Origin of the sequence: Streptococcus sp. CCH8-C6 (assembly GCF_001557225.1) — a bacterium.
Classification (GTDB): Bacteria; Bacillota; Bacilli; order Lactobacillales; family Streptococcaceae; genus Streptococcus; species Streptococcus sanguinis_C.
The window spans coordinates 190,245-211,982 of sequence record NZ_LSJN01000018.1; the positions used below are offsets into that span (position 1 = coordinate 190,245).

Below are 21,738 nucleotides of genomic sequence, written 5' to 3' on the forward strand. Positions count from 1 at the left end.
CTATACTCTTAATTGCTTTTTAGTCAATCAGTCACTATGTAAAAAATAAATTAGAGAAGTTTATGTGGGGGAATTGAAGTGAAAAAGGATTTAATTAAACTAATATTTATTTTCTTTATTTCAATTTTTGTCATAGGCATGTTACCTATAGTTCAATTTATTTGGGCATTTATGCCGACAAAACTTGTTACAAAAGAGGAAAAGCAGCATATTGAATATGTTGTGAACACAGCTTTTGAAGATAATTTAGGATTGAAGGTTAAGAACATAGAGATTCCAACTTGGGTTAGCCATGTTTCTTATGAATATGATGTAAAAGTTCAACTGACAGAAGGTGCAAACAAAATTTTAACAGATAAGTTAGAAGAAGGGACTTTTTCCTATTACGCTAATAGTGACGATGAACCATCTTTGATACTAAAAGATCTTGTATTTTATTCTGTCTTAGATACAAATTCTCACCCTATGCTGAATGCCTTATATTTTGATAAAGAGTCTGTTCTAAAGCCAGTGAAATTTAAGGAGCTGAGAACAGATTTAGATTACGATGTAACTGATGACCAAAAAGGGTTTTATCGTGATTTGGTTCAAATTAAAAAAGAACTAAAGTATAATCCCAAGACAGAGAAGTATGAAGTATCGGCAGAAGAAATAAAAGATTTGAGAAAAGATTTCATTCGTTTATCGGAAAATTACGAGGTTCTGTTGTTTTTCGATCTATATCTGGAAGGTCGAATTCCTGATGGTGCGACTCTAACTGACTATGTTGATTTTGCTACCTTACCCAAAAATGTTTATGTAGTTGTTTGGGGAGAAAATGGGAAATTAGATAGCAATGGTTTTCAGGCAGAATAATCTAGATAGTTTTATTCAAGGAGGAAACAAATGGTCATCACAATCAAAGCAATGGAAACAGCTGAGGAGATAGAAGGGAAATCCAGAGTTCATTGGCAGACATGGCGAGAAGCTTATGATGGCATCTTACCAGCGGATTTTCAAGAACAAATAACTTTGGATAAGTGCCGATTTTATAGTCAAAATTATCCTGAAAATACCTTAATCGCTTTGGATGATGCTAAAGTGGTCGGCTTTGTTAGCTACGGTGATTTTCGAGATCCAGCTAGGATAGCTGGTGAAATTTTCGCCTTGTATGTCTTAAAAGATTATTATGGTAAGGGTGTAGGACAGCAGTTAATGCAGGCTGCTTTTGCTGGCTTGGATAGTTATCAAGAGATTATATTATGGGTTTTAGAAGATAACAAACGTGCCATCGCTTTTTATGAAAAAATGGGTTTTGTTTTTGACGGTGAGGGAAAGGTCATTGACTTAGGAAAAGCCGTGAAAGAAAAACGGATGATTTACGTTAGAAACTCGAATAGTTAGTCTGAAAACAATAGATATATTTTTAAGGAGCACTATATGCGTTATGCACTTTTACTCCGTGGCATCAATGTCGGCGGGAAAAACAAGGTCGTGATGGCTGATTTGAAGAAGGATTTGGCTGGGTTGGGTTTTGAAAATCCGGTTTCCTACATCAATAGCGGCAATCTTTTCTTTGATAGCGAGGAGCAGGAGGAGAGGATTCGGGAGAGCTTGACTGCTTATTTCAGTCGGTCTTACGATTTTCCGCTGCCTTTTGTCCTTGTCAGCTCTGCCATGCTTGAAAAAGAAATAGCCAATCTTCCTGCTTGGTGGCAGGATGAAACAGCCTTTCGGCGCGATGTTCTCTTTTATCTGCCAGAGGTAGACAGGGAAAGCGTTCAAGACCTAGCAGGCAGTTGGGCGAATGACAAGGAGCAACTGCATTTTGGACAGGCGGCATTCTTTTATAGCAATGCTGACCAAGCGGATTATCTCAAGTCCAACTACCATAAGAAACTGCTCAAGTCCAGTTTTTACAAGCAACTGACTATCCGGAACGGCAAGACTTTCCAGAAGATTGTGGAGTTGGTGAATGAAAAGTAAAACCAAAAAGAAAAAGAAAAATAAAAGAAAAGTAAAAGTTCAGGAGAACAAGTTTATTCTTTGGTTGGAAAAACATTGGCTAGTAGAAGCTCTTTTAGGTTATATATTCTTTATAATGGTTGCGATTGGAGTGGGATTTTTAACATTTGGAAATAAGTCTATTCCGGGTCCGCTTCGAGAGTTTAAATATGTTAGCCCTTTGTATATAAATTTGGTTTTCTTGATTGCTCTTCCATATTATTCCTGGTTTGGAAGTCTAAGAGAAGAAGGCTTCAACACGTTGAAAGGTTTTTCAGAAGTTTTTCTTTATCTTAATGGTCTACTTTTTCTTTTGCATTATTTTATAGGAATAGAATTAGAAGACGGAGAGGGATTTCTGCCACCATTGTGGAACTTGAATCCTCGCTATGTTTGGTTTCCAATTGCTACCTATCTAATCTTTTTCTTCATTCCAGCATTAACGATGTTGATTTTGAAATATAATGAAAAAAAGAGGAAAAATCATGACAAAAGAAAATCTGTCTAAATTATTTTCATTTAAAACACTCTATCTGGCCTTGCTAACCTTTGTTATTCTTCATTTGGTTTTGTTAGCTTTTGGTCTATCCTTTACTCCTGTTTTGTGGAATAGTTGGTTTTTTATTCTTTGTTTGACCTTCTTTATCCATCCTTGGATAGTCTTTTTTAGGACAAGAGATTTTCATTGGTATCATCTAATTTTTCAATTATTCAGTGGATTTGTGGCGCTTTATCTTTGGTTTTCGGCATTCTTTGCTTTGTCAATTATCTCGGATCCAGCCATTCCCATCAATATAGACTATCATATACAAGATAATGAAATCATCATTGTCAGAGGTTTTGTGGTCCATAGTACCTATGAACATCATGAATTGATCAATCCCTTTATCATGAAGTCAGAAGTGAAATATAACGAAGATATGTTTTAATAACTTAGAAAGTGAGCAAATCCATAGCCTGTTTTAGATCTAGTCATAATCTCGAGAAGAGGAAAAAATTATTTTGAGATATTTAAATTTATTTAGAATAGTTTATCTAGCCCTGTTATCCTTTGTCATTTTCCATCTTATTTTATTAGCATTTGGTTTAGCATTTATTCCAACTTTGTGGAATACCTGGTTGTTTTGCCTTGGTTTGACCTTATTGTTGCATTTATGGGCTCGATTTTATAAATCAAGGATAGATCAAAAGCGTCATCTTATCCTAGAGCTTTTTAGTGCTTTTGCAGTTTTTTGTCTCTGGGGTGTTTCACTTTTAGCTTTTTCTTTTATAGAAGATTCACGTATTCCAATTACAGTAGATTTTAAAATAGTAGATAGAGAAGTTATCATCGTTAGAGGATCTTTGCTTCATGGTTATCGTGAATACCATGAATTAGTTAATCCTTTTATGATGAAGTCCGAAGTGAAATATCGAGATGAATATTAACAAATAGAAAGCGAGCGAATCCATGTCACGTTCCCAAGAAACAATTCTAACAAACATCTGCCTTGTCGAAGATAAGGCGCAAGGTAAACTCCTAATGCAGTATCGCTCTCCTGAGCGCTATCCTTGGTCTGGATATGCTTTTCCGGGTGGTCATATTGAAAAGGGAGAGTCTCTCCATGATTCAGTTGTCCGTGAGATTTTAGAGGAAACAGGTTTGACTATTACTCATCCGAAATTGGTTGGGGTTAAGAACTGGCATACAGATGAGGGGATTCGCTACATTGTCTTTTGTTACAAAGCGACTGAATTTTCTGGTCAGATTCATTCGACAGAGGAGGGCGAGATTTCTTGGGTAGACAAGGAAACCCTGCCACAGCTGGACTTGGCCTACGATATGTTAGAACTTCTGCGTATGATGGAAGATGAGGAACTGTCAGAATATTACTATCATGAGCGTATCGAAGGTGGTTGGCGCAAGAGTATGTATTAAAAAATGTTTCCTTTTGTGTCTGAAGTGCAAAGATAGAAAGGTGGATGACTGTCATGATTTCATTATGGATTGCTATTGTTGCATTTTTTCTTTTGGGCTTAAACCATTTTTTTCCTTCTAGAAATGCTGGATTCGGTTTGAGATTTCCATTTGCTTTTCATACTTTAAAAGGATGGAAGCAGAGCCAATCTAGGTTTTATAGATCAGTGATTTTGCTTAATTTGCTCATTTTTCTTTATTCTTTGTACACAGATTTAAACGAGAATAGGGTCTTGGTCTTGTCAATTATTAGTATTGTATTTTCTGGAATATTAATTTTTTTAATTTCTTTTAAAGAATAGTTTGATTGTTTTATCAGTGATTTTTATAGCGACTATCTATCATTTGAAAGCCGGTTGGCGCAAGAGTATGTACTAAAAAGACTGACTAGGTTGGGGCCTAATCAGTCTTTTTCTTGCTTATTATTTATCCTGTAAAAATCCTAGGTCTCTCAAGGCAGATTCTACATAGTCCAAATCCTGCTGGGAGTCGGCTTGTACTAGGTGATAGTGGACTCCATCTGTCAACTCAGATAAGGGGCGAAAGGCACAGGATGCGACCTGTTGGAGAAAATGCTGGACATCTCGGCGGCAGGTCAGCTTCAGATAAGTCTGAATTTCGCCGTAAACTGGATGCTCAACCAAAATAGTCTGCACGCGGCCGCCATTATCCACGATAGCCAGTAGCTCAGCTTCCATATCCTCAGCCCTATGCTGAACCTTGAAGAGCTGATAAACAACAGTGCTTTCTTGGCGTTCTTTATAAAGATAGCCACGATTGGTTGAGAGGATGGGGGCACCATCAGCCCTCAAGAGGGCAATATCTTGCACGATAATCTGTCTGGTCACATGGAAATGTTCCGCCAGTGACTGACCGTTGAGGGCAGCAGATGATGTTTTCAAAAGGTTTAATAGTTCTTCTCGTCTTTGCTTGGTCATAGCTTCATTGTAAACCAAAAGTCAGGAATCTTCAAGCTCTAGCGAATCTTTTTCAGCGCTTGATAGATGAACTTAGCAATGACAAAGTCGATCATGCTATGGATGACCGTACCAAGTCCAACCAGACCAAATAAGATATAGAAAGCATTAGCTGGATAGGCAGAAGTCGTGTAAAAGAGGATGCAGACGACCACTTCGCCAAAGGCATGAATCAAGGCCAGTAAAAAATTAAATATCCAAGTCTTCTTCGGGCTGTCCAGTGTGTCCGGGTTCTTCTGCAGATAAAGAGCGCCGATGCTAGCAAAGAGCAAGTGGGACAGGGCTCTAAGCGTGATGATAAAAGGAAGCCCAGACATAAAAAATCCAATAGTGGAGCCAATCACAACAATCACCGTCATGAGAGGTGAAATAAACATAGCCAAAAAAATAGCGACATGGCTGGCTAAGGTGAAGGAAGCAGGCGGAATGACAATTTTAATCGGCATAACTAGTGGGATAACAATAGCTAGTGCAGTCAAAAAAGCGGTCAGTGTCATAAACTGATTTTTAGATCTTGGTTTCATAGTGACTCCTTTTTATCTGTATATACACTAGTATAGTACACTGTTTTTGCAGAAAGGTCAAGACCTGTAGGAAAGCCAAAAAGAGATTTGTCAAAATGCTTAAAATAGCTTATACTAGAATGGTGTGGAAATAGGAGTAAACTAGATTTTTAGAATTTAGTTGACCTTCACATTGATTAGTGTTCTACTGGACTTGAAAAATGAAAGAAGAGCTTAATCATATATAGAAGGCTGGTATGGAAATTTAGCAGCCTTGACTAGAAATGGAGAAGAAAATGAACAACTTACCAAACTGCACCAAATGTAATTCAGAGTATGTCTACGAAGATGGAACGCTCTTGGTCTGCCCTGAGTGCGCCTATGAGTGGAATCCAGCTGAGGTCCAAGAAACAGAAGAAGGACCAGTTGCAATTGATGCTAATGGCAATAAGCTGGCTGACGGCGACACAGTTACCTTGATTAAGGATCTGAAAGTCAAAGGAGCACCCAAGGATCTCAAACAGGGAACGCGCGTGAAAAATATCCGCATCGTGGAAGGCGACCATAATATTGACTGTAAGATTGACGGCTTCGGTGCGATGAAGCTCAAGTCAGAGTTTGTTAAGAAAATTTGAGGTCTCTATGAATCGTCGTTTTATCTTAATTTATCGAATTATTCTTTTTATCCTGGCCTTTTTGGGTGTGTATCTGGAAATCACTAAGTATGGCGTGGGCATGCTCATGTACTATACGGTTCTGTCCAATCTCTTGGTCCTGCTCTTTACGGGCTATCTGGTCTATCTGATGATGAGACCTGGCGATGCTTGGAAGGCGCCGAAAATCTTGCGAATCAAGGGCGGGGTAACCATGTCCATCATGATTACTTGCGTCGTTTACCACCTCTTGCTGGCTCCCATTGCGACAGATTTTTACCGTCTAGAGAATTTTCTGTGTCATTACATAGTCCCCTTGGCGTTTCTTCTGGATACAGTAATCTTTGACAAATCGCGCCAGTACCGCTGGTTTGATCCGATTTCTTGGACGAGTGTGCCTTTGGTCTACATGGCCTTTGCTCTCTTTAATGGCTTTTTCTTGAAAATAGATATTCCAAGATCCAAGGACAATCCATTTCCTTACTTTTTCCTCAATGTCTTTAAGAAAGGCTGGCCTTATGTCATCCAGATGTGTCTGATTATCTTTGCGGCCTATCTGGTATTTGGTTTTGTCTTTTACGGGATAAAAGCTATCTCTTTCTCAAAGAAGAAGACTTCATAGATACATGTACTTGTAGATGAAAAAAACAGATTTTATCTGTTTTTTTATTTTGCTTCGATTTTTTCTTGCCAATATCAGATTTGTATGATATAGTTAACTAGTTAACGATTAACTGGTTAAACAAAAAAGGAGGAAAGAATGAAACACAATCAGAAACTGTTAGGACTAGCAGGGATCATTCTAGCTTGTAATCTTTGCTTGGCTGCTTGTCAGTCTCAGACATCTCAACAGAAAAGCAGTCAAGAGAAGGTGAAGACCAAGCAAGAAGTGAAGAAGAAAAGTAAGGCGACCAAAAAAGAACAGGTTCCTGGAGTTGATAAGCCGACGGATGATGGTTTTCTTTTCAAAAGCGAGTCTCAAATTAAAGCTAGAACTAGTGAAGGTCTGATTTTAGAGCATGATGGCCATACACACTTTATTTTTTATTCTGATCTAAAGAATAGTAAATGGGCTTATCTGATACCAAAAGATGGACAAGTGCCTGCAGGCTCGACTCAGCTGGCAAATCAAATGAGCACTGCTGATGATGGTTATGTCTTTAATCCTAGAGACATTGTGTCAGAAGACCAATACGGCTATGTTGTGCGTCACGGGGATCATTTCCATTACATTTTAAAACAGTCTGTAGGTAATCTTGCACAAGCATCAAGTTATCGTCCAACGCCGTCTAGCAATCCTATGGGACATATTTATCAGTCAACGCTTAGACCATCTGTTCCCCAGCAGCAAGGGACAACTAAACGCCAGTTTGCTGGGATTGATTATCCTACAAGTGATGGATTCTTATTTAGAGGCACAGGGGTAACAGGCAAACTTGCTACAGGATTGCTGGCAGATCATAATGGTCATACTCATTTCATCCCCTATGAGCAGCTGATTGCTTCACCTTGGGAGTCATTGATTCCAGCGGAATATAAGAAAGCTGCTGAAGATGCCTACTATGGCCGGCAAGGGCAAGCACAGCCTTCACCAGAACCGCCAGCCCCAGCTCCTACTCCTGAGCCTGCGCCAAATCCATTAGACGAGGAAGAAGAAATTGCCAAGAAAAAGGCCTATTTGGCTCAGCAATTAGGAATCGATGAAAGTCTGATTCAGGTGAGCGATACAGATAAAGGAAAGATATTTATCTATCCGCATGGTGATCATAGCCATTCGACTTTGGTCAGTGAGATTGATACAACCAAGCCTTTTGACCCTCATGGAAATCCGCATGCTCATGACGCAGTTGGTATGGCAACCTTGAAAGCTCTAGGATTTGATGATGAAATCATTGAAGATATTTTACATGCTACGGCAGACACCCCATTCCCATCAGATGAGACGGATACGGAAAAGATGAAAGCCTGGCTGGCAACTGTGAAGTATCTAAATATCGGCCAGCGCAAAGATCCGCTGGAAAGAAAAGGCCTGGAACTGATGCCGAATATTGAGGTTCTGGGGATTGGCTTTACTCCGATAAAGGACATCAGACCAGTGCTGCAATTTAAACATTTGAAACAGCTGTGGATGACAAAGACAGGCGTTACCAACTATGATTTCTTAAAAGAAATTCCGACCTTGGAAGGCTTGGACATTTCCCAGAATGGCATCACTGATTTATCTTTCTTGAAGGATTATACGAACCTCAAAACAGTGGCAGCAGCGGGAAATGACCTTACCGATATTACACCTTTAGCTAAGCTAAAAAATCTGGAGTCATTGAACCTTGACTACAACAATATTTCAGATATTTCTGCTTTGACCAAGCTTCCAAAATTAAAAGCTGTAAGTTTAGAGCACAATCAACTGCAAGATGTTTCTGCTCTGAGCCGAAAAGAAGATTTAACAAGGCTTTTCTTATCCAACAACCCAAACTTAAATCTCAATACCCTCAAAGCTTCCCATCTGGAAGAATTAACAGCTGACAATTCCAATGTTGAGAGCTTGAATTTCCTGAAGTCTAATCCAAATCTGACAAATCTAAGTCTAAATGGAAATCGGCTGACGTCGCTGGCAGGAGTTGAAGCTGCTAAGAATTTAGTAACTTTGTCCGCAAGTCAAAACAAGATTACATCTTTGGACATTCCAGCCGCTCAGTCTTCCTTGAAGAATTTAAACTTGGGTGAGAATGAGCTGAAAAACTTGGAAGGAATTAATCAGTTTAGGTCTTTAGACAATCTGGCTGTCAACAAGAATAAAATCACAACCTTAGCGCTGCAGGAACCAAATAAGACGGTGACTTATATTAATGTCAGCGACAATCACATCCCTAAAGCAGAGCTTGAATTGAATGAAAATAAAATTCCAAAGGCTTTAGCCCAGCATTTCCCAGATGTTCAGGGTGGCAGCATTGACAATAATAAGCCGGCCGATTCAAAGGACGAAAAGAAGGAAGCATCTAAGGAAAGTGAGCCTAATAAGGCAGATGTCCAAGGGAAGTCAGCATCCGATAAGCCTGCCTCAGCTGAAGCAAGCAACCAAGGAGCTTCAAATTATAGCGAGCATGCAGCTGGATCTTCTGAAGCAGAGTTAAACAATCAAGCTGAGAATCCAGAAAACTCTTCTAAACCATCATCAGAAGAAGTTCCAACTGCTGAAAAGCCTGAATTAAAAGACGAGCCAGCTCAAGCAGAAAACAAAGAAAATCAAAAGGATTTAAAAGATAAGGAACAAGAAGAGAAAGAAGCTAATCACTAACCCTTATCCAGTCAAACAGAAAAAATACAATTTTTTTCTTGAAATAGTTTTGAATTTGTGATATAGTATAAAAAATTAAATAATCCTTTAATTCTATCCAGAGAGATAGACAAGGAGCAAGTAAAAAGATGGGTGGAGTGTAAGCAAGTGCGTCTTGTTTCAGCCTACCTGACTAGATTTTTCTGAAGTCTCCTTGTAATAAGGAGACTTTTTCTGTTGTTTGAGGAGGAAAGAATGAAAACAAAAGAAGTTGTCGATGATATCACCATGAATCGTGCGATTACGCGGATTACCTATGAAATCATCGAGCGCAACAAGGACTTAAACCAAGTGGTCTTGGCTGGCATTAAGACCCGTGGGGTTCACTTGGCTCATCGGATTCAAAAGCGATTGGCCCAGTTGGAGAATATCGATATTCCAGTCGCAGAAGTTGATACCAAGCCTTTCCGAGATGATATCAAGGTTGAGGAAGATACGACAGTGATTCCAGTGGATATTACCGACCGTCAAGTAATCCTGATTGACGATGTCCTCTACACAGGACGGACCATCCGGGCGGCTATTGACAATCTGGTTAGTCATGGACGTCCCTCTCGGGTTGGTCTGGCTGTCTTGGTAGACCGTGGTCACCGCGAGCTGCCTATACGGGCAGACTATGTCGGCAAGAACATTCCGACTAGCCAAACTGAGGAGATTATCGTTGAGATGACTGAGACAGACGGTCAAGATCGCGTGTTGATTATGGGGGAGTAATAAGCTAAATGAGTCAAGATGTTAAGTATGATGTACATGATATGCCAAAGCCAGGTCTGCTTTTAGGACTATCCTTTCAGCACTTGTTCGCCATGTTTGGGGCGACAGTCTTGGTACCGATTCTGGTGGGAATTGACCCAGCGGTAGCTCTCTTTTCAAGCGGTCTGGGAACATTGGCACATCTGACTGTTACCAAGTATAAGATTCCGGCCTACATGGGTTCCAGCTTTGCTTATATCGCAGCCATGCAGATGCTGATGAAGACAGATGGTATCGGAGCGGTTGCACAGGGAGCCATCACCGGTGGTTTGGTTTATTTTATTGTAGCACTGATTGTCAAGTTTGCTGGCAATGCTTGGATTGACAAGGTGCTGCCGCCAGTAGTAGTTGGCCCCATCATCATGGTCATCGGTCTGAGCTTGGCTGGGACAGCTGTTAGCGATGTGATGAACAAGACTGTAGCTAATGGCGAAAAGGTTTATGATTTGACCTACTTCATTATCGGTATGGTTACTCTCTTGGCAGTCATCCTCTTTAATATCTATGGTAAGAAGATTGTGGGAATCATTCCAGTCTTGCTGGGCTTGATAGTCGGCTACATCTTTAGCTTGATTCTAGGGGCTGTGACTGGGCAGGAAATTGTGTCTTTTGCCAAGGTAGGAGAAGCATCTTGGTTCCACCTTCCGCCTATGAGTCTTCCTTTCTTGGACTACGATGTGAAATTTTACCCTAGTGCGATTTTAACTATGGCGCCTATCGCCTTTGTAACCATGACAGAACACTTCGGGCATGTCATGGTGCTGAATAGCTTGACAGGTAAGGACTTCTTCAAGGATCCAGGACTGGACAAGACCTTGACTGGTGATGGTCTGGCTCAGATTATTGCAGGGCTTTTCGGAGCACCGCCCGTGACTAGCTACGGAGAGAATATCGGAGTCATGGCGCTCAATAAAATCTACAGTGTCTATGTCATTGCTGGTGCAGCAGTGCTGGCTATTGTCATGAGCTTTGTGGGCAAGGTCTCAGCCCTGCTCCAATCCATCCCGAGTCCTGTGCTGGGTGGTATTTCCATCGCCCTCTTCGGAGTAATTGCTTCAAGTGGTCTCAAGATTCTGATTGAAGCACAGACCAACTTTGACAACAAAAAGAATCTCTTGATTGCCAGTGTCATCTTGGTATCTGGTATCGGCGGTCTGACCTTGCAGCTATCGGGTCTGCAAATCTCAGGAGTTGCTTTGTCAACTATTCTGGGAATTGTCCTCTATCTTGTCCTGCCTGAGCCCAAGGATTGAGCTAGGCGATAAATCATTAACTTTCGTTCAAAAATAGCTTGCTCTCAGAGCGACTTTACTTGCAGCACTCTGGAAGCCCTCATTCTTTCAAAAAGGAGAATTACATCATGTCATCCAATCAAATCGCTCTTAAGAACCTTGTTTCTATGGAAACTCTGTCAAATGAAGAAGTTATGGCCTTGATTAAACGCGGAATCGAATTTAAAAATGGCGCTAAAGTCCATTATGATGAGCAGCATATCGTGTCTAACCTCTTCTTTGAGCCTTCGACTCGGACTCACAAGGCCTTTGAGGTAGCAGAGTTGAAGTTAGGCTGCGATCTTCTGGACTTTGATGTCAAGACCAGCTCGGTCAACAAAGGAGAAACCTTGTATGACACTATCCTGACCATGTCTGCCCTTGGTGTTGATGTTTGTGTCATTCGTCACCCTGAAGTGGACTATTACAAAGAGCTTGTCGAAAGCCCAACCATTACGACTTCCATCGTTAACGGAGGAGACGGTTCTGGTCAGCATCCTAGCCAAAGCTTGTTGGATCTGATGACTATTTATCAAGAGTTTGGTCGCTTTCAAGGACTAAAGGTTGCGATTGCTGGTGACTTGGACCATTCGCGCGTGGCTAAGTCAAATATGCAAATTCTCAAGCGCTTGGGGGCAGAGCTCTACTTTGCAGGTCCGGAAGAATGGCGGAGCCAAGAGTTTGCGGACTATGGTAAGTTTGTCACCATTGATGAGGTGATTGAAGAAGTGGATGTCATGATGTTCTTGCGCGTGCAGCATGAGCGCCATGACTACGAGTCCATCTTTTCTAAAGAAAATTACCACAGACTGCATGGGCTGACTCAAGAGCGCTATGATCGCATGAAAGATACGGCGATTCTCATGCATCCGGCTCCAGTTAACCGTGATGTAGAAATTGCGGATCATCTGGTCGAAGCACCAAAATCGCGTATCGTTGAACAAATGACCAACGGCGTCTTTGTCAGAATGGCTATTATCGAAGCAGTTCTGAAAGGCCGTCAATAATCTCGGACAGTAGGCCGGGAGTGGGTGAGGCTATGTAAAGCAATCCCACTCCCTATTATTATATATCTTATGTGGATGGTCATGGGCGGTCTGCATCTTGGACAGGAGGGAACAATGGCAAAGAGACTTTTAATATTAGAAAATGGCATGATCTTCGAAGGGGAAGCTTTTGGAGCGGATCTTTTTGTGACAGGCGAAATCGTCTTTAACACAGGCATGACAGGCTATCAGGAATCGATTACGGATCAGTCTTATAACGGCCAGATTCTGACCTTTACCTATCCCTTGGTTGGAAATTATGGTGTCAATCGGGACGACTATGAATCCATTCTGCCGACCTGCAAGGGAGTGGTGGTCTATGAGTATGCACGTCGTGCAAGCAATTGGCGCCAGCAATTGTCTTTGGATGAGTTCCTCAAAATCAAGAAGATACCAGGCATTTCGGGAATTGATACAAGGGCGCTAACCAAGATTATCCGCCAGCATGGAACTATGCGGGCGACCATTGCCAATGCGGATGATAGTATTGAGCATTTGCAAGACCAGCTTCAGGCAACTGTTCTGCCGACTGATAACATCAAGCAGGTGTCTACCAAGCAGTCCTATCCAGCTCCGGGAACGGGTCGCAGTGTGGTATTGGTGGACTTTGGTCTCAAGCATTCTATCCTGCGGGAGTTAGCCAAGCGCAACTGCAGCGTGACAGTGGTGCCATATGATACCAGCGCTGAGCAAATTCTCCAGCTCAATCCTGACGGCGTCATGCTGTCCAATGGACCGGGAAATCCGGAAGATGTGCCAGAGGCTCTGGACATGATTCGTGGTGTTCAGGGCAAGATTCCAATTTTCGGAATCTGCATGGGACATCAGCTCTTCTCCATGGCTAATGGTGCAAAGACGCATAAGATGAAGTTCGGCCACCGTGGCTTCAACCATGCGGTACGTGAGATTGCGACAGGCCGAGTTGACTTTACCAGTCAAAATCATGGCTATGCAGTCAGTCGTGAGGATTTGCCGGAATGCCTGATTGTGACTCATGAAGAAATCAATGATAAGTCTGTCGAAGGTGTGCGCCATCGGGATTATCCTGCCTTTTCTGTGCAGTTCCACCCAGATGCTGCGCCGGGACCGCATGATGCAGACTATCTCTTTGATGAGTTTATGGAAATGATGGATGCCCATCAGGCTTACTAGGAAGCAAGATTGAGAGGTGCACTATGCCAAAACGTAAAGATATTCAGAAAATTATGGTCATCGGTTCTGGTCCTATTGTTATCGGTCAGGCTGCGGAGTTTGACTATGCAGGAACCCAGGCTTGCCTGTCCTTGAAAGAAGAGGGCTACAGTGTTGTCTTGGTTAATTCTAATCCAGCGACCATCATGACGGACAAGGAAATTGCGGACCGAGTTTATATCGAGCCAATCACGTTGGAGTTTGTTGCGCGGATATTGCGTAAGGAGCGGCCAGATGCTCTTCTGCCTACTTTGGGCGGCCAGACTGGACTCAATATGGCTATGGAATTATCCAAGTCAGGGCTTTTAGAAGAGCTGGGAGTGGAACTCTTGGGGACCAAGTTATCGGCCATTGACCAAGCGGAAGACCGAGACCTTTTCAAGCAGCTGATGGAAGAGCTAGGCCAGCCCATCCCTGAGTCAGAAATTGTCAATACAGTTGATGAAGCGCTGGAATTTGCGGCTGGCATCGGCTATCCAGTCATTGTCCGTCCGGCATTTACACTGGGAGGAACTGGCGGCGGTATCTGTAGCAATGAAGAAGAGCTGCAAGAAATCGCAAAAAATGGCCTCAAACTCTCTCCGGTTACTCAGTGTCTGATCGAGCGCTCCATAGCTGGCTTTAAAGAAACCGAATACGAAGTCATGCGGGATGGTGCTGACAATGCGCTGGTCGTCTGTAATATGGAAAACTTTGACCCAGTCGGCATCCACACAGGGGATTCTATCGTTTTTGCACCTAGTCAGACCATCTCAGATTATGAATACCAGATGCTGCGGGACGCTAGTCTCAAGATTATTCGAGCGTTGAAGATTGAGGGTGGCTGTAATGTGCAGCTGGCTCTGGACCCGCATAGTTTTAAGTACTATGTCATTGAGGTCAATCCGCGGGTTTCCCGCTCATCAGCCCTAGCCTCTAAGGCGACTGGCTATCCGATTGCCAAGCTAGCGGCGAAAATCGCGGTCGGGCTTACATTGGATGAAATCATTAATCCGGTGACAGGCTCTACCTATGCTATGTTTGAGCCGGCTCTGGACTATGTGGTTGCTAAGATTCCGCGCTTTCCATTTGATAAGTTCGAGCAGGGTGAGCGCCGTCTGGGAACCCAGATGAAGGCGACAGGGGAAGTCATGGCTATCGGGCGCAATATTGAGGAGAGTCTGCTCAAGGCTTGCCGTTCTCTTGAAGTTTGTGTGGACCACAACGAGCTGCCTGCTCTCAGTCAAGTAAGCGATGACGAGCTGATGAGGAAGATTGTCAAGGCGCAAGACGACCGGCTTTTCTATATCTCAGAGGCTATTCGCCGTGGTTATAGTCCGGATGAAATTGCCGAACTGACCAAGATTGATGTCTTTTTCCTGGATAAGCTGCTCCATATTTACGAAATTGAGCAGGAGCTGGCCAGTCATATCGGAGATAGCTATGTGCTTAAGAAAGCCAAGCAAAATGGTTTTGCGGATACTAAGATCGCATCCTTGTGGGACATGACAGCCGAGCAGGTGCGTCGCATCCGGCAGGAGCAGAAGATTGTGCCGGTTTACAAGATGGTGGATACCTGTGCCGCTGAGTTCGAGTCTGCGACACCTTATTTCTACTCTACCTATGGCTTTGAAAATGAATCTGTCAAATCCAGCAAGGAATCTGTTCTGGTGCTGGGCTCTGGTCCTATCCGAATTGGTCAGGGAGTGGAGTTTGACTATGCGACCGTTCATTCTGTAAAGGCTATTCAGGCAGCTGGCTATGAAGCGATTATCATGAATAGCAATCCAGAGACTGTATCGACCGACTTTTCTGTCTCTGACAAGCTCTATTTTGAGCCGCTAACATTTGAAGATGTCATGAATGTCATTGAGTTGGAACAGCCTAAAGGAGTTATCGTTCAGTTTGGCGGACAGACAGCCATTAATCTGGCAGAGCCTCTGTCCAAGGCTGGTGTGAAGATCTTAGGTACGCAAGTAGCGGACTTGGATCGGGCTGAGGACCGAGATCTCTTTGAGCAGGCATTGAAAGAGCTTGATATTCCGCAGCCGCCGGGTCAGACGGCCACTAATGAAGAGGAAGCGGTAGAAGCTGCTCGTAAGATTGGCTTCCCTGTTCTGGTGCGGCCTTCCTATGTCTTGGGTGGCCGTGCTATGGAAATCGTAGAAAACGAAGCGGATCTACGCTCTTATATGCGGACAGCGGTTAAGACCAGTCCAGACCATCCGGTTTTGGTGGATTCTTACATTGTTGGTGATGAGTGTGAAGTGGATGCCATTTCTGATGGTCGACAGGTCTTGATTCCAGGGATTATGGAGCATATCGAGCGGGCAGGAGTTCACTCAGGGGATTCCATGGCAGCCTATCCGCCGCAAACCCTATCGCAGAAAGTCAAGGATATTATTGCAGACTATACCAAGCGTTTGGCTCTGGGACTGAACTGTATCGGCATGATGAATATTCAGTTCGTCATCAAAGATGAGCGGGTCTATGTCATTGAGGTCAATCCACGGGCCAGCCGGACTGTTCCTTTCTTGTCCAAGGTGACTGATATTCCGATGGCGCAAGTAGCGACTCGTTTGATTCTTGGGGAAACTTTGGCAGAGCTGGGCTATGAAGATGGCCTTCATCCAGAAAGTTCCATGGTTCATATCAAGGCGCCAGTCTTCTCCTTTACTAAGCTAGCGAAGGTTGACAGTCTCTTGGGACCAGAGATGAAGTCTACGGGTGAAGTCATGGGCAGTGACCGTACGCTCGAAAAAGCACTCTATAAGGCTTTTGAGGCTTCCTATCTCCATCTGCCAAACTTTGGTAATGTCGTCTTTACTATTGCAGACGACAGCAAGGAAGAAGCCCTGCAGCTGGCTCAGCGTTTTGCCAATATTGGCTATGGTATTTGGGCAACCAAGGGAACAGCCTCTTATTTTGAAAATCATGGTCTACACGTCCGTCTGGTGGAAAAAATCGGCAGTGATGATAACAAAGATATCCCAGCCTATATCCGCAAGGGCAAGGTTCAGGCTATTATCAACACGGTCGGAACCAAGCGGACAGCAGATAATCATGGTCAAATTATTCGTAGCTCAGCTATTGAGCATGGAGTGCCACTCTTCACAGCCTTGGACACAGCTGATGCCATGCTGAAGGTACTTGAAAGCCGCAGCTTCACTACAGAGGCGATTTAGAGCTGGAGTTTTTAGTTCCAGATTGTTATTTGACAGTCTGAAAGTCTGAAAAGTAATCTCATATAGTTAAGCTTGAGAAATCCATCTGTCCAATCTTATTCTATCCTTGAATAGTCATAATAAATAACCTTTCAAATATATTAAATTAAAAGCAAAGAGGAAGTGGGAAAGAATCCTACTTCCTTTTTGCTTTATTTTCTTAAAAGACTTGACAAAGAAGTTGACAAAGTGTATGATATTAACCGGTTAATAAACCGGTTAATAATGAGTTAAGGAGATGTTATGAAACGCGTTTTAAAAATCTCAGCATGCCTTAGCCTGATGGCTCTGGCCTTGTGTCTCTGGGCTTGTCAGTCTCAAAAGGAATCCAGTCCATCCAGTCCGTCGCAAGGATTGAGGATTGTAACTAGCTTCTATCCTATCTACTCCATGGTTAAGGCTATATCGGGCGATCTGAATGACGTGCGCATGATTCAGTCTAGCAGCGGTATTCATGATTTTGAGCCTTCAGCCAATGACGTGGCAGCCATCTATGATGCAGATGTCTTTGTCTATCACTCACGGACTTTGGAGTCCTGGGCTGGCGAGCTGAATCCCAGCCTCAAGAATTCCAAGGTTCAAGTCCTTGAGGCTTCCCAGGGTATGAAACTGGATCGGGTTTCAGGCTTGGAAGATGTCCAAGCAGGAGAGGGAGTGGATGAGAAGACGCTCTATGATCCCCATACCTGGTTGGATCCTCAGAAGGCTGCGGAGGAAGCCCAGATTATCGCCGACAGGCTGTCGGAGCTGGATAGCGACCATCGGGATACTTATCAGGTCAATGCTCGAAAATTTCAAGAAGAGGCCAAAAAACTGACAAAACGCTATCAGGAGATTTTTGATAAAGTGCCCAACAAGACCTTTGTCACGCAACATACAGCCTTTTCTTATCTAGCTAAGCGCTTCGGGCTGACTCAGTTGGGCATTGCGGGTATTTCACCGGAGCAGGAGCCTAGTCCGCGTCAGCTGACAGAGATAGAAGACTTTGTCAAGGAGCACAAGGTGAAGACCATTTTTGTGGAAAGCAATGCTTCTTCCAAAGTGGCTCAAACCTTGGTCAAGGCGACCGGTGTACAAATCAAGGAGCTGAATCCTCTGGAAGCAGATCCAGCCAACCAACTATCTTATTTAGAAAATTTAGAAAAGAATCTAGCTGTTTTAGCTAAAGATTTGAAAGGATAAAAGACAACCATGAAAAAGAAATATTTCCTTGCTTCAGCTGCTGTATTAGCTCTCGGTCTCGGAACTTACGGACTTATCCAATGGCAAGCTCAGCCCCGACCTCAGACCAAAGATAACAAAGTAGCCTATATTGAGGACAAGACTTCGGGTGACAAGACGGATAAAAATAAAAATTTGACACCTGACCAAATCAATGATGAGGAAGGTATTGAAGCAGAACAAATCGTTGTAAAAATCACAGATCAAGGCTATGTCACTTCTCATGGAGACCATTATCATTACTTTGACGGGAAAGTGCCTTTTGATGCCATTATTAGCGAAGAGCTGATTATCCGAGATCCTAACTACACGCTGCAGCAAGCAGATATTGTTAATGAGGTCAAGGATGGTTATATCATTAAGGTGGAGGGGAAGTATTATCTCTACCTCAAGGATGCCAAGCATACCAGTAATGTCCGCTCGGTGGATGAGATTGCTCGGCAGAAGAAGCTGCATAATACTAAGGAAGAAGGCGATAGTGGCAAATCTTCCACTACAAAATCAAGCAGAACTCGCGATTTCAGCCAGCCTAGCAAGTCCTTAGCTGCGGGAAAGACGGCCGCAGACCTTGCAGGAGTTTCTTATCAAGGTCAAGGAGGATATAGGACGGATGATGGTTATACATTCAGTCCCTCTGACGTCATCGAAGATACAGGTGATGCTTTTATCGTACCGCATGGCGGGCATTTTCACTATATTCCTAAGAGCGACCTGTCGCCGGCAGAATTGGCAGCAGCTCAGAGCTACTGGAATAGCAGAAGGGCTGGCGGACGGGTGAATCCGCCTAACTACGGCAGGACAATTGCTTCTTCCGATACTTGGAATCAGAATAGTGCTATCAATCAGGGTGGACCCATCTCAAATCCGTCTCCACAGCTGCCAAATCATTCAAAGATTGAGCAGCCAAGTCATGGCTTAGCGGTTACGCAACCGAGTCCGTCCAATCCGCTCCAACCGTCTCAACCATCTCAGCCATCCTTGCCAAGTCTGCTGCAGCAACTCTATGCCCTGCCTCAGTCTCAGCGCTATCATGAAGGGGACGGCGTGGTGTTTGACCCGCTGAAAATCAGCCGTCGGACAGAAAATGGAGTCGTTATACCCCACGGAGACCACCATCATTTCATTCCTTATGACAAGCTATCAGACTTGGAAGCGAAGATTGCCCGCTTGATTCCTATTGGTTATACTTACAAGCCGCTAGGAGATCCTCTGCAAGCTTTGAAGCCTCAGCTACCGTCACAGCCTGAGCACGACCATGGTTTTCATGCGGAGGCTGTCATTGGCAAGGACGAGCAAGGCTACATGGTATCGCACGGAGACCATGCTCATTACTTTTACAGGAAAGACTTGACTTCTGAACAGATTCAAGCAGCGGAGCAGGCCTTGGCCAAGCAGCAACCAGTAAAACCATCAGCAGCAGTCAATGACGCTGAACGCTATTCACGCGATGCCAGTGATGAGGAAAAGATTGCTTATATCTCCCAAACCTATGGCGTTCCCAAGGAGGCGGTTCGCATCTCAAATGGTTTCTTTGTCTTTAATAACCCTGACCAAGCCTACGATCCGACTCATATCCACCCCTATGCTGTTCGCAAGGAGCATGTTCGTATTCCTCTGGTAACGGGTAATGCAGAGCTGGACTTCATGAATGAACTCTACACAACAGCCTTGCGCTCAGGTCTTTCGCCTTACAGTCTGCAGGTGGAAGATGGTCAGTTTGTTATTCCTCATGGCGACCATAACCACTATATCAAAATCCAGTCCAAGGGCGCAGCAGAAGCCTTGAAAAATCGTCTGCCTCAGATTCAATCTAAGTATGAGCAGGGCGATTATGATGAGGCTGCTGTTTTGCAAAAAGTAGAAAGCCTAAAAGCAGACAGTCAGCGTCTCTATGCCGATGATCCTCTTATGCAGCGGCGGATTGAGCTTGCTTTGGGGCAGTTTGTAGAAACCATGAAGAAGCTGCCAAGCAACTCAACAGCTGGTTATCTGAGCAGTCTGGATAACTTTGATAAGCAGTTTATCCATGTGGATCAGACGGTCAAGCCAATCCAAGAGACCGAGCTGGACAAGAGCTATCAAGGACTTTTGGAGAGAATGAACCGACTTGACACAGATAGCTATGGGCTGAAGAAAGCTGACTTGCTGCAGCGTCTGCAAAATGCTTATGCTGGGCAGAATCAAGCTGAAATGGCAGAGCTAGGACAATTATTGTCTGCTTTGGAAGATTATCATGATCGGACAGGCGTCACAGCGGTTGATTATATTCGTTATTTCTACCAAGCTTTAGAGGATGGGCGTTTGAGCCCTGAGCTGCGCAAAAAAGCAGCTGGGCTAACCTTGACTCTCTATAAGTCTCAAGCCTTTATAGAAGCTACTAATCTCCAGCAGCTTTTTCCTGCCCTCTATCAGACTAAGAAAGAGATTGCAGCAGCCCTTGCTAACGGTCAGCCTTATCCGTCCTCTGAAAAGACAGAGTTGGATCAGGGAGAGCCAGATCAGCCGACCTACAAAGCCATGATTTATGACTTTTTGAAAGGCATTTATGACGATTTTGGAACAACAGATGATAGCGAGAAGAGCGCTCAAGCCCTTGTCTTCCTTGGAAAAGCGCAGGAATTGCTAGGAGAAATAAGGGACCAAAACAGTCGGGCAGACTATGCAGCTAAAATCTTGGAATTAGGCAAGGAATTAAAGAGCAGTAGCTCAGATAAGCAAGCTCTGCTGGCAGCAAGTCAGAAGCTTTTGGACCAGATGAGCCGGACCATTGCTGGGCAAAAGGAAGAGCCAGCTAATACGGAAAATCAGGAAGTTTATCAACAGCTTTATAATCTGCTCATGTCTATCCATCAGTATTTGGAAAAGAATCAAGGAAGTGAGCAGCAATACCAGCAGCTGGACCAGCTTTTTGATAAGCTTGGACAGAGAGCTACAGACAAGAAAGAGCTGCTGAAGGAAATTTTGGACTTTCAGCAGTCACTCGTCCATCCTAAGGAAACAAACGAGTCTCATTCTCAGCATAAGGAAGATGATGACTATCACTTTAATCTGCAGGATATGGTCGGAGCGGATGAGCAAGGCTATCGGGTAGCTCATCTGGATCATGAGCACTATATTTACAAGAAGGACTTGTCAGAAACTGAGCGCCAAGCAGCAGATGCCTATGCGGTACAAAAAGGGTTCCTGAAAGCACCGGCTGAACAAGCTGTTTCTGGTCAGCCAGCCAGCAGCAGTGTTCCAGAAACGGCGCAAAATGGCAATCTACCTTCCGAATCTGCCACTGGAGAAGCAGCTCAAAACCAATCTGACAAACCAGCAGAAGCTTCGACAGCTGCAAATCCAACTGGTCAATCAAGCTTAGCAGCGAGTTTTGGCATGACAGAGGAAGCATTCAACCAGAAATTGCAGGAACTTTCTCAGCTCTACGGTGTCAGCCCAGAGACTTTCAACTATAATCCAGCAACCAGAAGCGTCAGCTTTACAGGAACTGACGGACAGCTGAAAACTGTTCAGATTAACTAAGCTTACATTTTGATGCAAAACAAGAATAAAACGAATGATGAAGACCAAGCCAAGTCTAAGACCGTCATTCGTTTTTGATTTACACAAGCCTATACTTATTTGATTGATATTGTGTTAAAAT

Annotated in this window: 20 protein-coding genes; 18 read left to right on the forward strand and 2 right to left on the reverse strand. The window is 43.6% G+C overall.

Annotated features, from left to right (window positions below):
- The first annotated feature begins 78 nt into the window (after nt 1–78).
- The 8 genes from AX677_RS01810 to AX677_RS01845 all read left to right on the forward strand — a co-directional run bounded on the left by AX677_RS01810 (nt 79) and on the right by AX677_RS01845 (nt 4,242).
- Nucleotides 79–855, forward strand: a complete 777-nt coding sequence (locus tag AX677_RS01810; protein WP_060975964.1) for a hypothetical protein — start codon at nt 79–81, stop codon at nt 853–855.
- Nucleotides 856–885: 30 nt separating this feature from the next.
- Complete coding sequence (locus tag AX677_RS01815) at nt 886–1,383, forward strand: GNAT family N-acetyltransferase (RefSeq protein WP_060975965.1); 498 nt, start codon at nt 886–888, stop codon at nt 1,381–1,383.
- A gap of 36 nt (nt 1,384–1,419) precedes the next feature.
- Entirely contained in the window at nt 1,420–1,965 is a 546-nt protein-coding gene (locus tag AX677_RS01820) for a DUF1697 domain-containing protein (RefSeq protein WP_060975966.1), read from the forward strand.
- Complete coding sequence (locus AX677_RS01825) at nt 1,955–2,491, forward strand: hypothetical protein (RefSeq protein WP_060975967.1); 537 nt, start codon at nt 1,955–1,957, stop codon at nt 2,489–2,491. Before AX677_RS01820 ends, AX677_RS01825 begins: the two co-directional genes overlap by 11 nt.
- Nucleotides 2,469–2,912: a hypothetical protein gene (locus AX677_RS01830; RefSeq protein ID WP_060975968.1), complete on the forward strand. Its 444-nt coding sequence runs from the start codon at nt 2,469–2,471 to the stop codon at nt 2,910–2,912. The genes AX677_RS01825 and AX677_RS01830 overlap by 23 nt, the downstream gene beginning before the upstream one ends.
- A 73-nt stretch (nt 2,913–2,985) precedes the next feature.
- Nucleotides 2,986–3,411 (forward strand): hypothetical protein, encoded by a 426-nt coding sequence (locus AX677_RS01835; protein WP_060975969.1) that lies wholly within the window; start codon nt 2,986–2,988, stop codon nt 3,409–3,411.
- 22 nt (nt 3,412–3,433) lie between these two features.
- Nucleotides 3,434–3,901 carry an 8-oxo-dGTP diphosphatase gene (locus tag AX677_RS01840; RefSeq protein ID WP_060975970.1) on the forward strand — a complete coding sequence of 156 codons (468 nt, stop codon included), beginning with the start codon at nt 3,434–3,436 and terminating at the stop codon, nt 3,899–3,901.
- A gap of 44 nt (nt 3,902–3,945) precedes the next feature.
- Nucleotides 3,946–4,242 carry a hypothetical protein gene (locus AX677_RS01845; RefSeq protein WP_002912660.1) on the forward strand — a complete coding sequence of 99 codons (297 nt, stop codon included), beginning with the start codon at nt 3,946–3,948 and terminating at the stop codon, nt 4,240–4,242.
- Nucleotides 4,243–4,362: 120 nt separating this feature from the next.
- On the opposite strand, the gene AX677_RS01850 is transcribed toward AX677_RS01845, so the two are convergent.
- Together AX677_RS01850 and AX677_RS01855 are read right to left on the reverse strand one after the other, a co-directional pair.
- Nucleotides 4,363–4,896: a transcription repressor NadR gene (locus AX677_RS01850; RefSeq protein WP_185773126.1), complete on the reverse strand. Its 534-nt coding sequence runs from the start codon at nt 4,894–4,896 to the stop codon at nt 4,363–4,365.
- Between the two features lie 20 nt (nt 4,897–4,916).
- Complete coding sequence (locus AX677_RS01855; RefSeq protein WP_060975971.1) at nt 4,917–5,441, reverse strand: hypothetical protein; 525 nt, start codon at nt 5,439–5,441, stop codon at nt 4,917–4,919.
- A 275-nt stretch (nt 5,442–5,716) separates the two neighbouring features.
- On the opposite strand from AX677_RS01855, the gene AX677_RS01860 reads away from it, so the two are divergent.
- The 10 genes from AX677_RS01860 (at nt 5,717) to AX677_RS01905 (ending at nt 21,617) form a co-directional block, all read left to right on the forward strand.
- Nucleotides 5,717–6,055 carry a zinc ribbon domain-containing protein YjdM gene (locus AX677_RS01860; protein ID WP_060975972.1) on the forward strand — a complete coding sequence of 113 codons (339 nt, stop codon included), beginning with the start codon at nt 5,717–5,719 and terminating at the stop codon, nt 6,053–6,055.
- A 7-nt stretch (nt 6,056–6,062) separates the two neighbouring features.
- Nucleotides 6,063–6,695 carry a Pr6Pr family membrane protein gene (locus tag AX677_RS01865; RefSeq protein WP_060975973.1) on the forward strand — a complete coding sequence of 211 codons (633 nt, stop codon included), beginning with the start codon at nt 6,063–6,065 and terminating at the stop codon, nt 6,693–6,695.
- Nucleotides 6,696–6,833: 138 nt separating this feature from the next.
- A complete protein-coding gene (locus AX677_RS01870) occupies nt 6,834–9,371 on the forward strand; it encodes a pneumococcal-type histidine triad protein (protein WP_060975974.1) in 2,538 nt (845 codons plus the stop codon).
- A 234-nt stretch (nt 9,372–9,605) separates the two neighbouring features.
- Nucleotides 9,606–10,124: a bifunctional pyr operon transcriptional regulator/uracil phosphoribosyltransferase PyrR gene (gene pyrR, locus AX677_RS01875; RefSeq protein WP_002904664.1), complete on the forward strand. Its 519-nt coding sequence runs from the start codon at nt 9,606–9,608 to the stop codon at nt 10,122–10,124.
- Nucleotides 10,125–10,132: 8 nt separating this feature from the next.
- Complete coding sequence (locus AX677_RS01880; protein WP_049547679.1) at nt 10,133–11,416, forward strand: uracil-xanthine permease family protein; 1,284 nt, start codon at nt 10,133–10,135, stop codon at nt 11,414–11,416.
- Between the two features lie 107 nt (nt 11,417–11,523).
- Entirely contained in the window at nt 11,524–12,441 is a 918-nt protein-coding gene (locus AX677_RS01885; RefSeq protein WP_060975975.1) for an aspartate carbamoyltransferase catalytic subunit, read from the forward strand.
- Between the two features lie 114 nt (nt 12,442–12,555).
- Entirely contained in the window at nt 12,556–13,632 is a 1,077-nt protein-coding gene (locus tag AX677_RS01890; RefSeq protein WP_009659482.1) for a carbamoyl phosphate synthase small subunit, read from the forward strand.
- Nucleotides 13,633–13,655: 23 nt separating this feature from the next.
- Entirely contained in the window at nt 13,656–16,835 is a 3,180-nt protein-coding gene (carB, locus tag AX677_RS01895; protein WP_060975976.1) for a carbamoyl-phosphate synthase large subunit, read from the forward strand.
- 282 nt (nt 16,836–17,117) lie between these two features.
- Nucleotides 17,118–18,056 (forward strand): metal ABC transporter solute-binding protein, Zn/Mn family, encoded by a 939-nt coding sequence (locus AX677_RS01900; protein ID WP_060975977.1) that lies wholly within the window; start codon nt 17,118–17,120, stop codon nt 18,054–18,056.
- Between the two features lie 9 nt (nt 18,057–18,065).
- The gene (locus AX677_RS01905; RefSeq protein WP_060975978.1) at nt 18,066–21,617 is read left to right on the forward strand and encodes a pneumococcal-type histidine triad protein; all 3,552 of its coding nucleotides are present in this window, start codon (nt 18,066–18,068) and stop codon (nt 21,615–21,617) included.
- Nucleotides 21,618–21,738 lie beyond the last annotated feature (121 nt).

Bases quoted from the DNA above. Each gene is read 5' to 3' on its own strand.
- AX677_RS01905 (WP_060975978.1), top strand. From the start codon at position 18,066: ATGAAAAAGAAATATTTCCTTGCTTCAGCTGCTGTATTAGCTCTCGGT.
- AX677_RS01845 (WP_002912660.1), top strand. From the start codon at position 3,946: ATGACTGTCATGATTTCATTATGGATTGCTATTGTTGCATTTTTTCTT.
- AX677_RS01870 (WP_060975974.1), top strand. From the start codon at position 6,834: ATGAAACACAATCAGAAACTGTTAGGACTAGCAGGGATCATTCTAGCT.
- AX677_RS01885 (WP_060975975.1), top strand. From the start codon at position 11,524: ATGTCATCCAATCAAATCGCTCTTAAGAACCTTGTTTCTATGGAAACT.
- AX677_RS01815 (WP_060975965.1), top strand. From the start codon at position 886: ATGGTCATCACAATCAAAGCAATGGAAACAGCTGAGGAGATAGAAGGG.
- AX677_RS01860 (WP_060975972.1), top strand. From the start codon at position 5,717: ATGAACAACTTACCAAACTGCACCAAATGTAATTCAGAGTATGTCTAC.
- pyrR (WP_002904664.1), top strand. From the start codon at position 9,606: ATGAAAACAAAAGAAGTTGTCGATGATATCACCATGAATCGTGCGATT.
- AX677_RS01830 (WP_060975968.1), top strand. From the start codon at position 2,469: ATGACAAAAGAAAATCTGTCTAAATTATTTTCATTTAAAACACTCTAT.
- AX677_RS01900 (WP_060975977.1), top strand. From the start codon at position 17,118: ATGAAACGCGTTTTAAAAATCTCAGCATGCCTTAGCCTGATGGCTCTG.
- AX677_RS01865 (WP_060975973.1), top strand. From the start codon at position 6,063: ATGAATCGTCGTTTTATCTTAATTTATCGAATTATTCTTTTTATCCTG.
- carB (WP_060975976.1), top strand. From the start codon at position 13,656: ATGCCAAAACGTAAAGATATTCAGAAAATTATGGTCATCGGTTCTGGT.
- AX677_RS01880 (WP_049547679.1), top strand. From the start codon at position 10,133: ATGAGTCAAGATGTTAAGTATGATGTACATGATATGCCAAAGCCAGGT.
- AX677_RS01825 (WP_060975967.1), top strand. From the start codon at position 1,955: ATGAAAAGTAAAACCAAAAAGAAAAAGAAAAATAAAAGAAAAGTAAAA.
- AX677_RS01840 (WP_060975970.1), top strand. From the start codon at position 3,434: ATGTCACGTTCCCAAGAAACAATTCTAACAAACATCTGCCTTGTCGAA.
- AX677_RS01820 (WP_060975966.1), top strand. From the start codon at position 1,420: ATGCGTTATGCACTTTTACTCCGTGGCATCAATGTCGGCGGGAAAAAC.
- AX677_RS01855 (WP_060975971.1), bottom strand. From the start codon at position 5,441: ATGAAACCAAGATCTAAAAATCAGTTTATGACACTGACCGCTTTTTTG.
- AX677_RS01890 (WP_009659482.1), top strand. From the start codon at position 12,556: ATGGCAAAGAGACTTTTAATATTAGAAAATGGCATGATCTTCGAAGGG.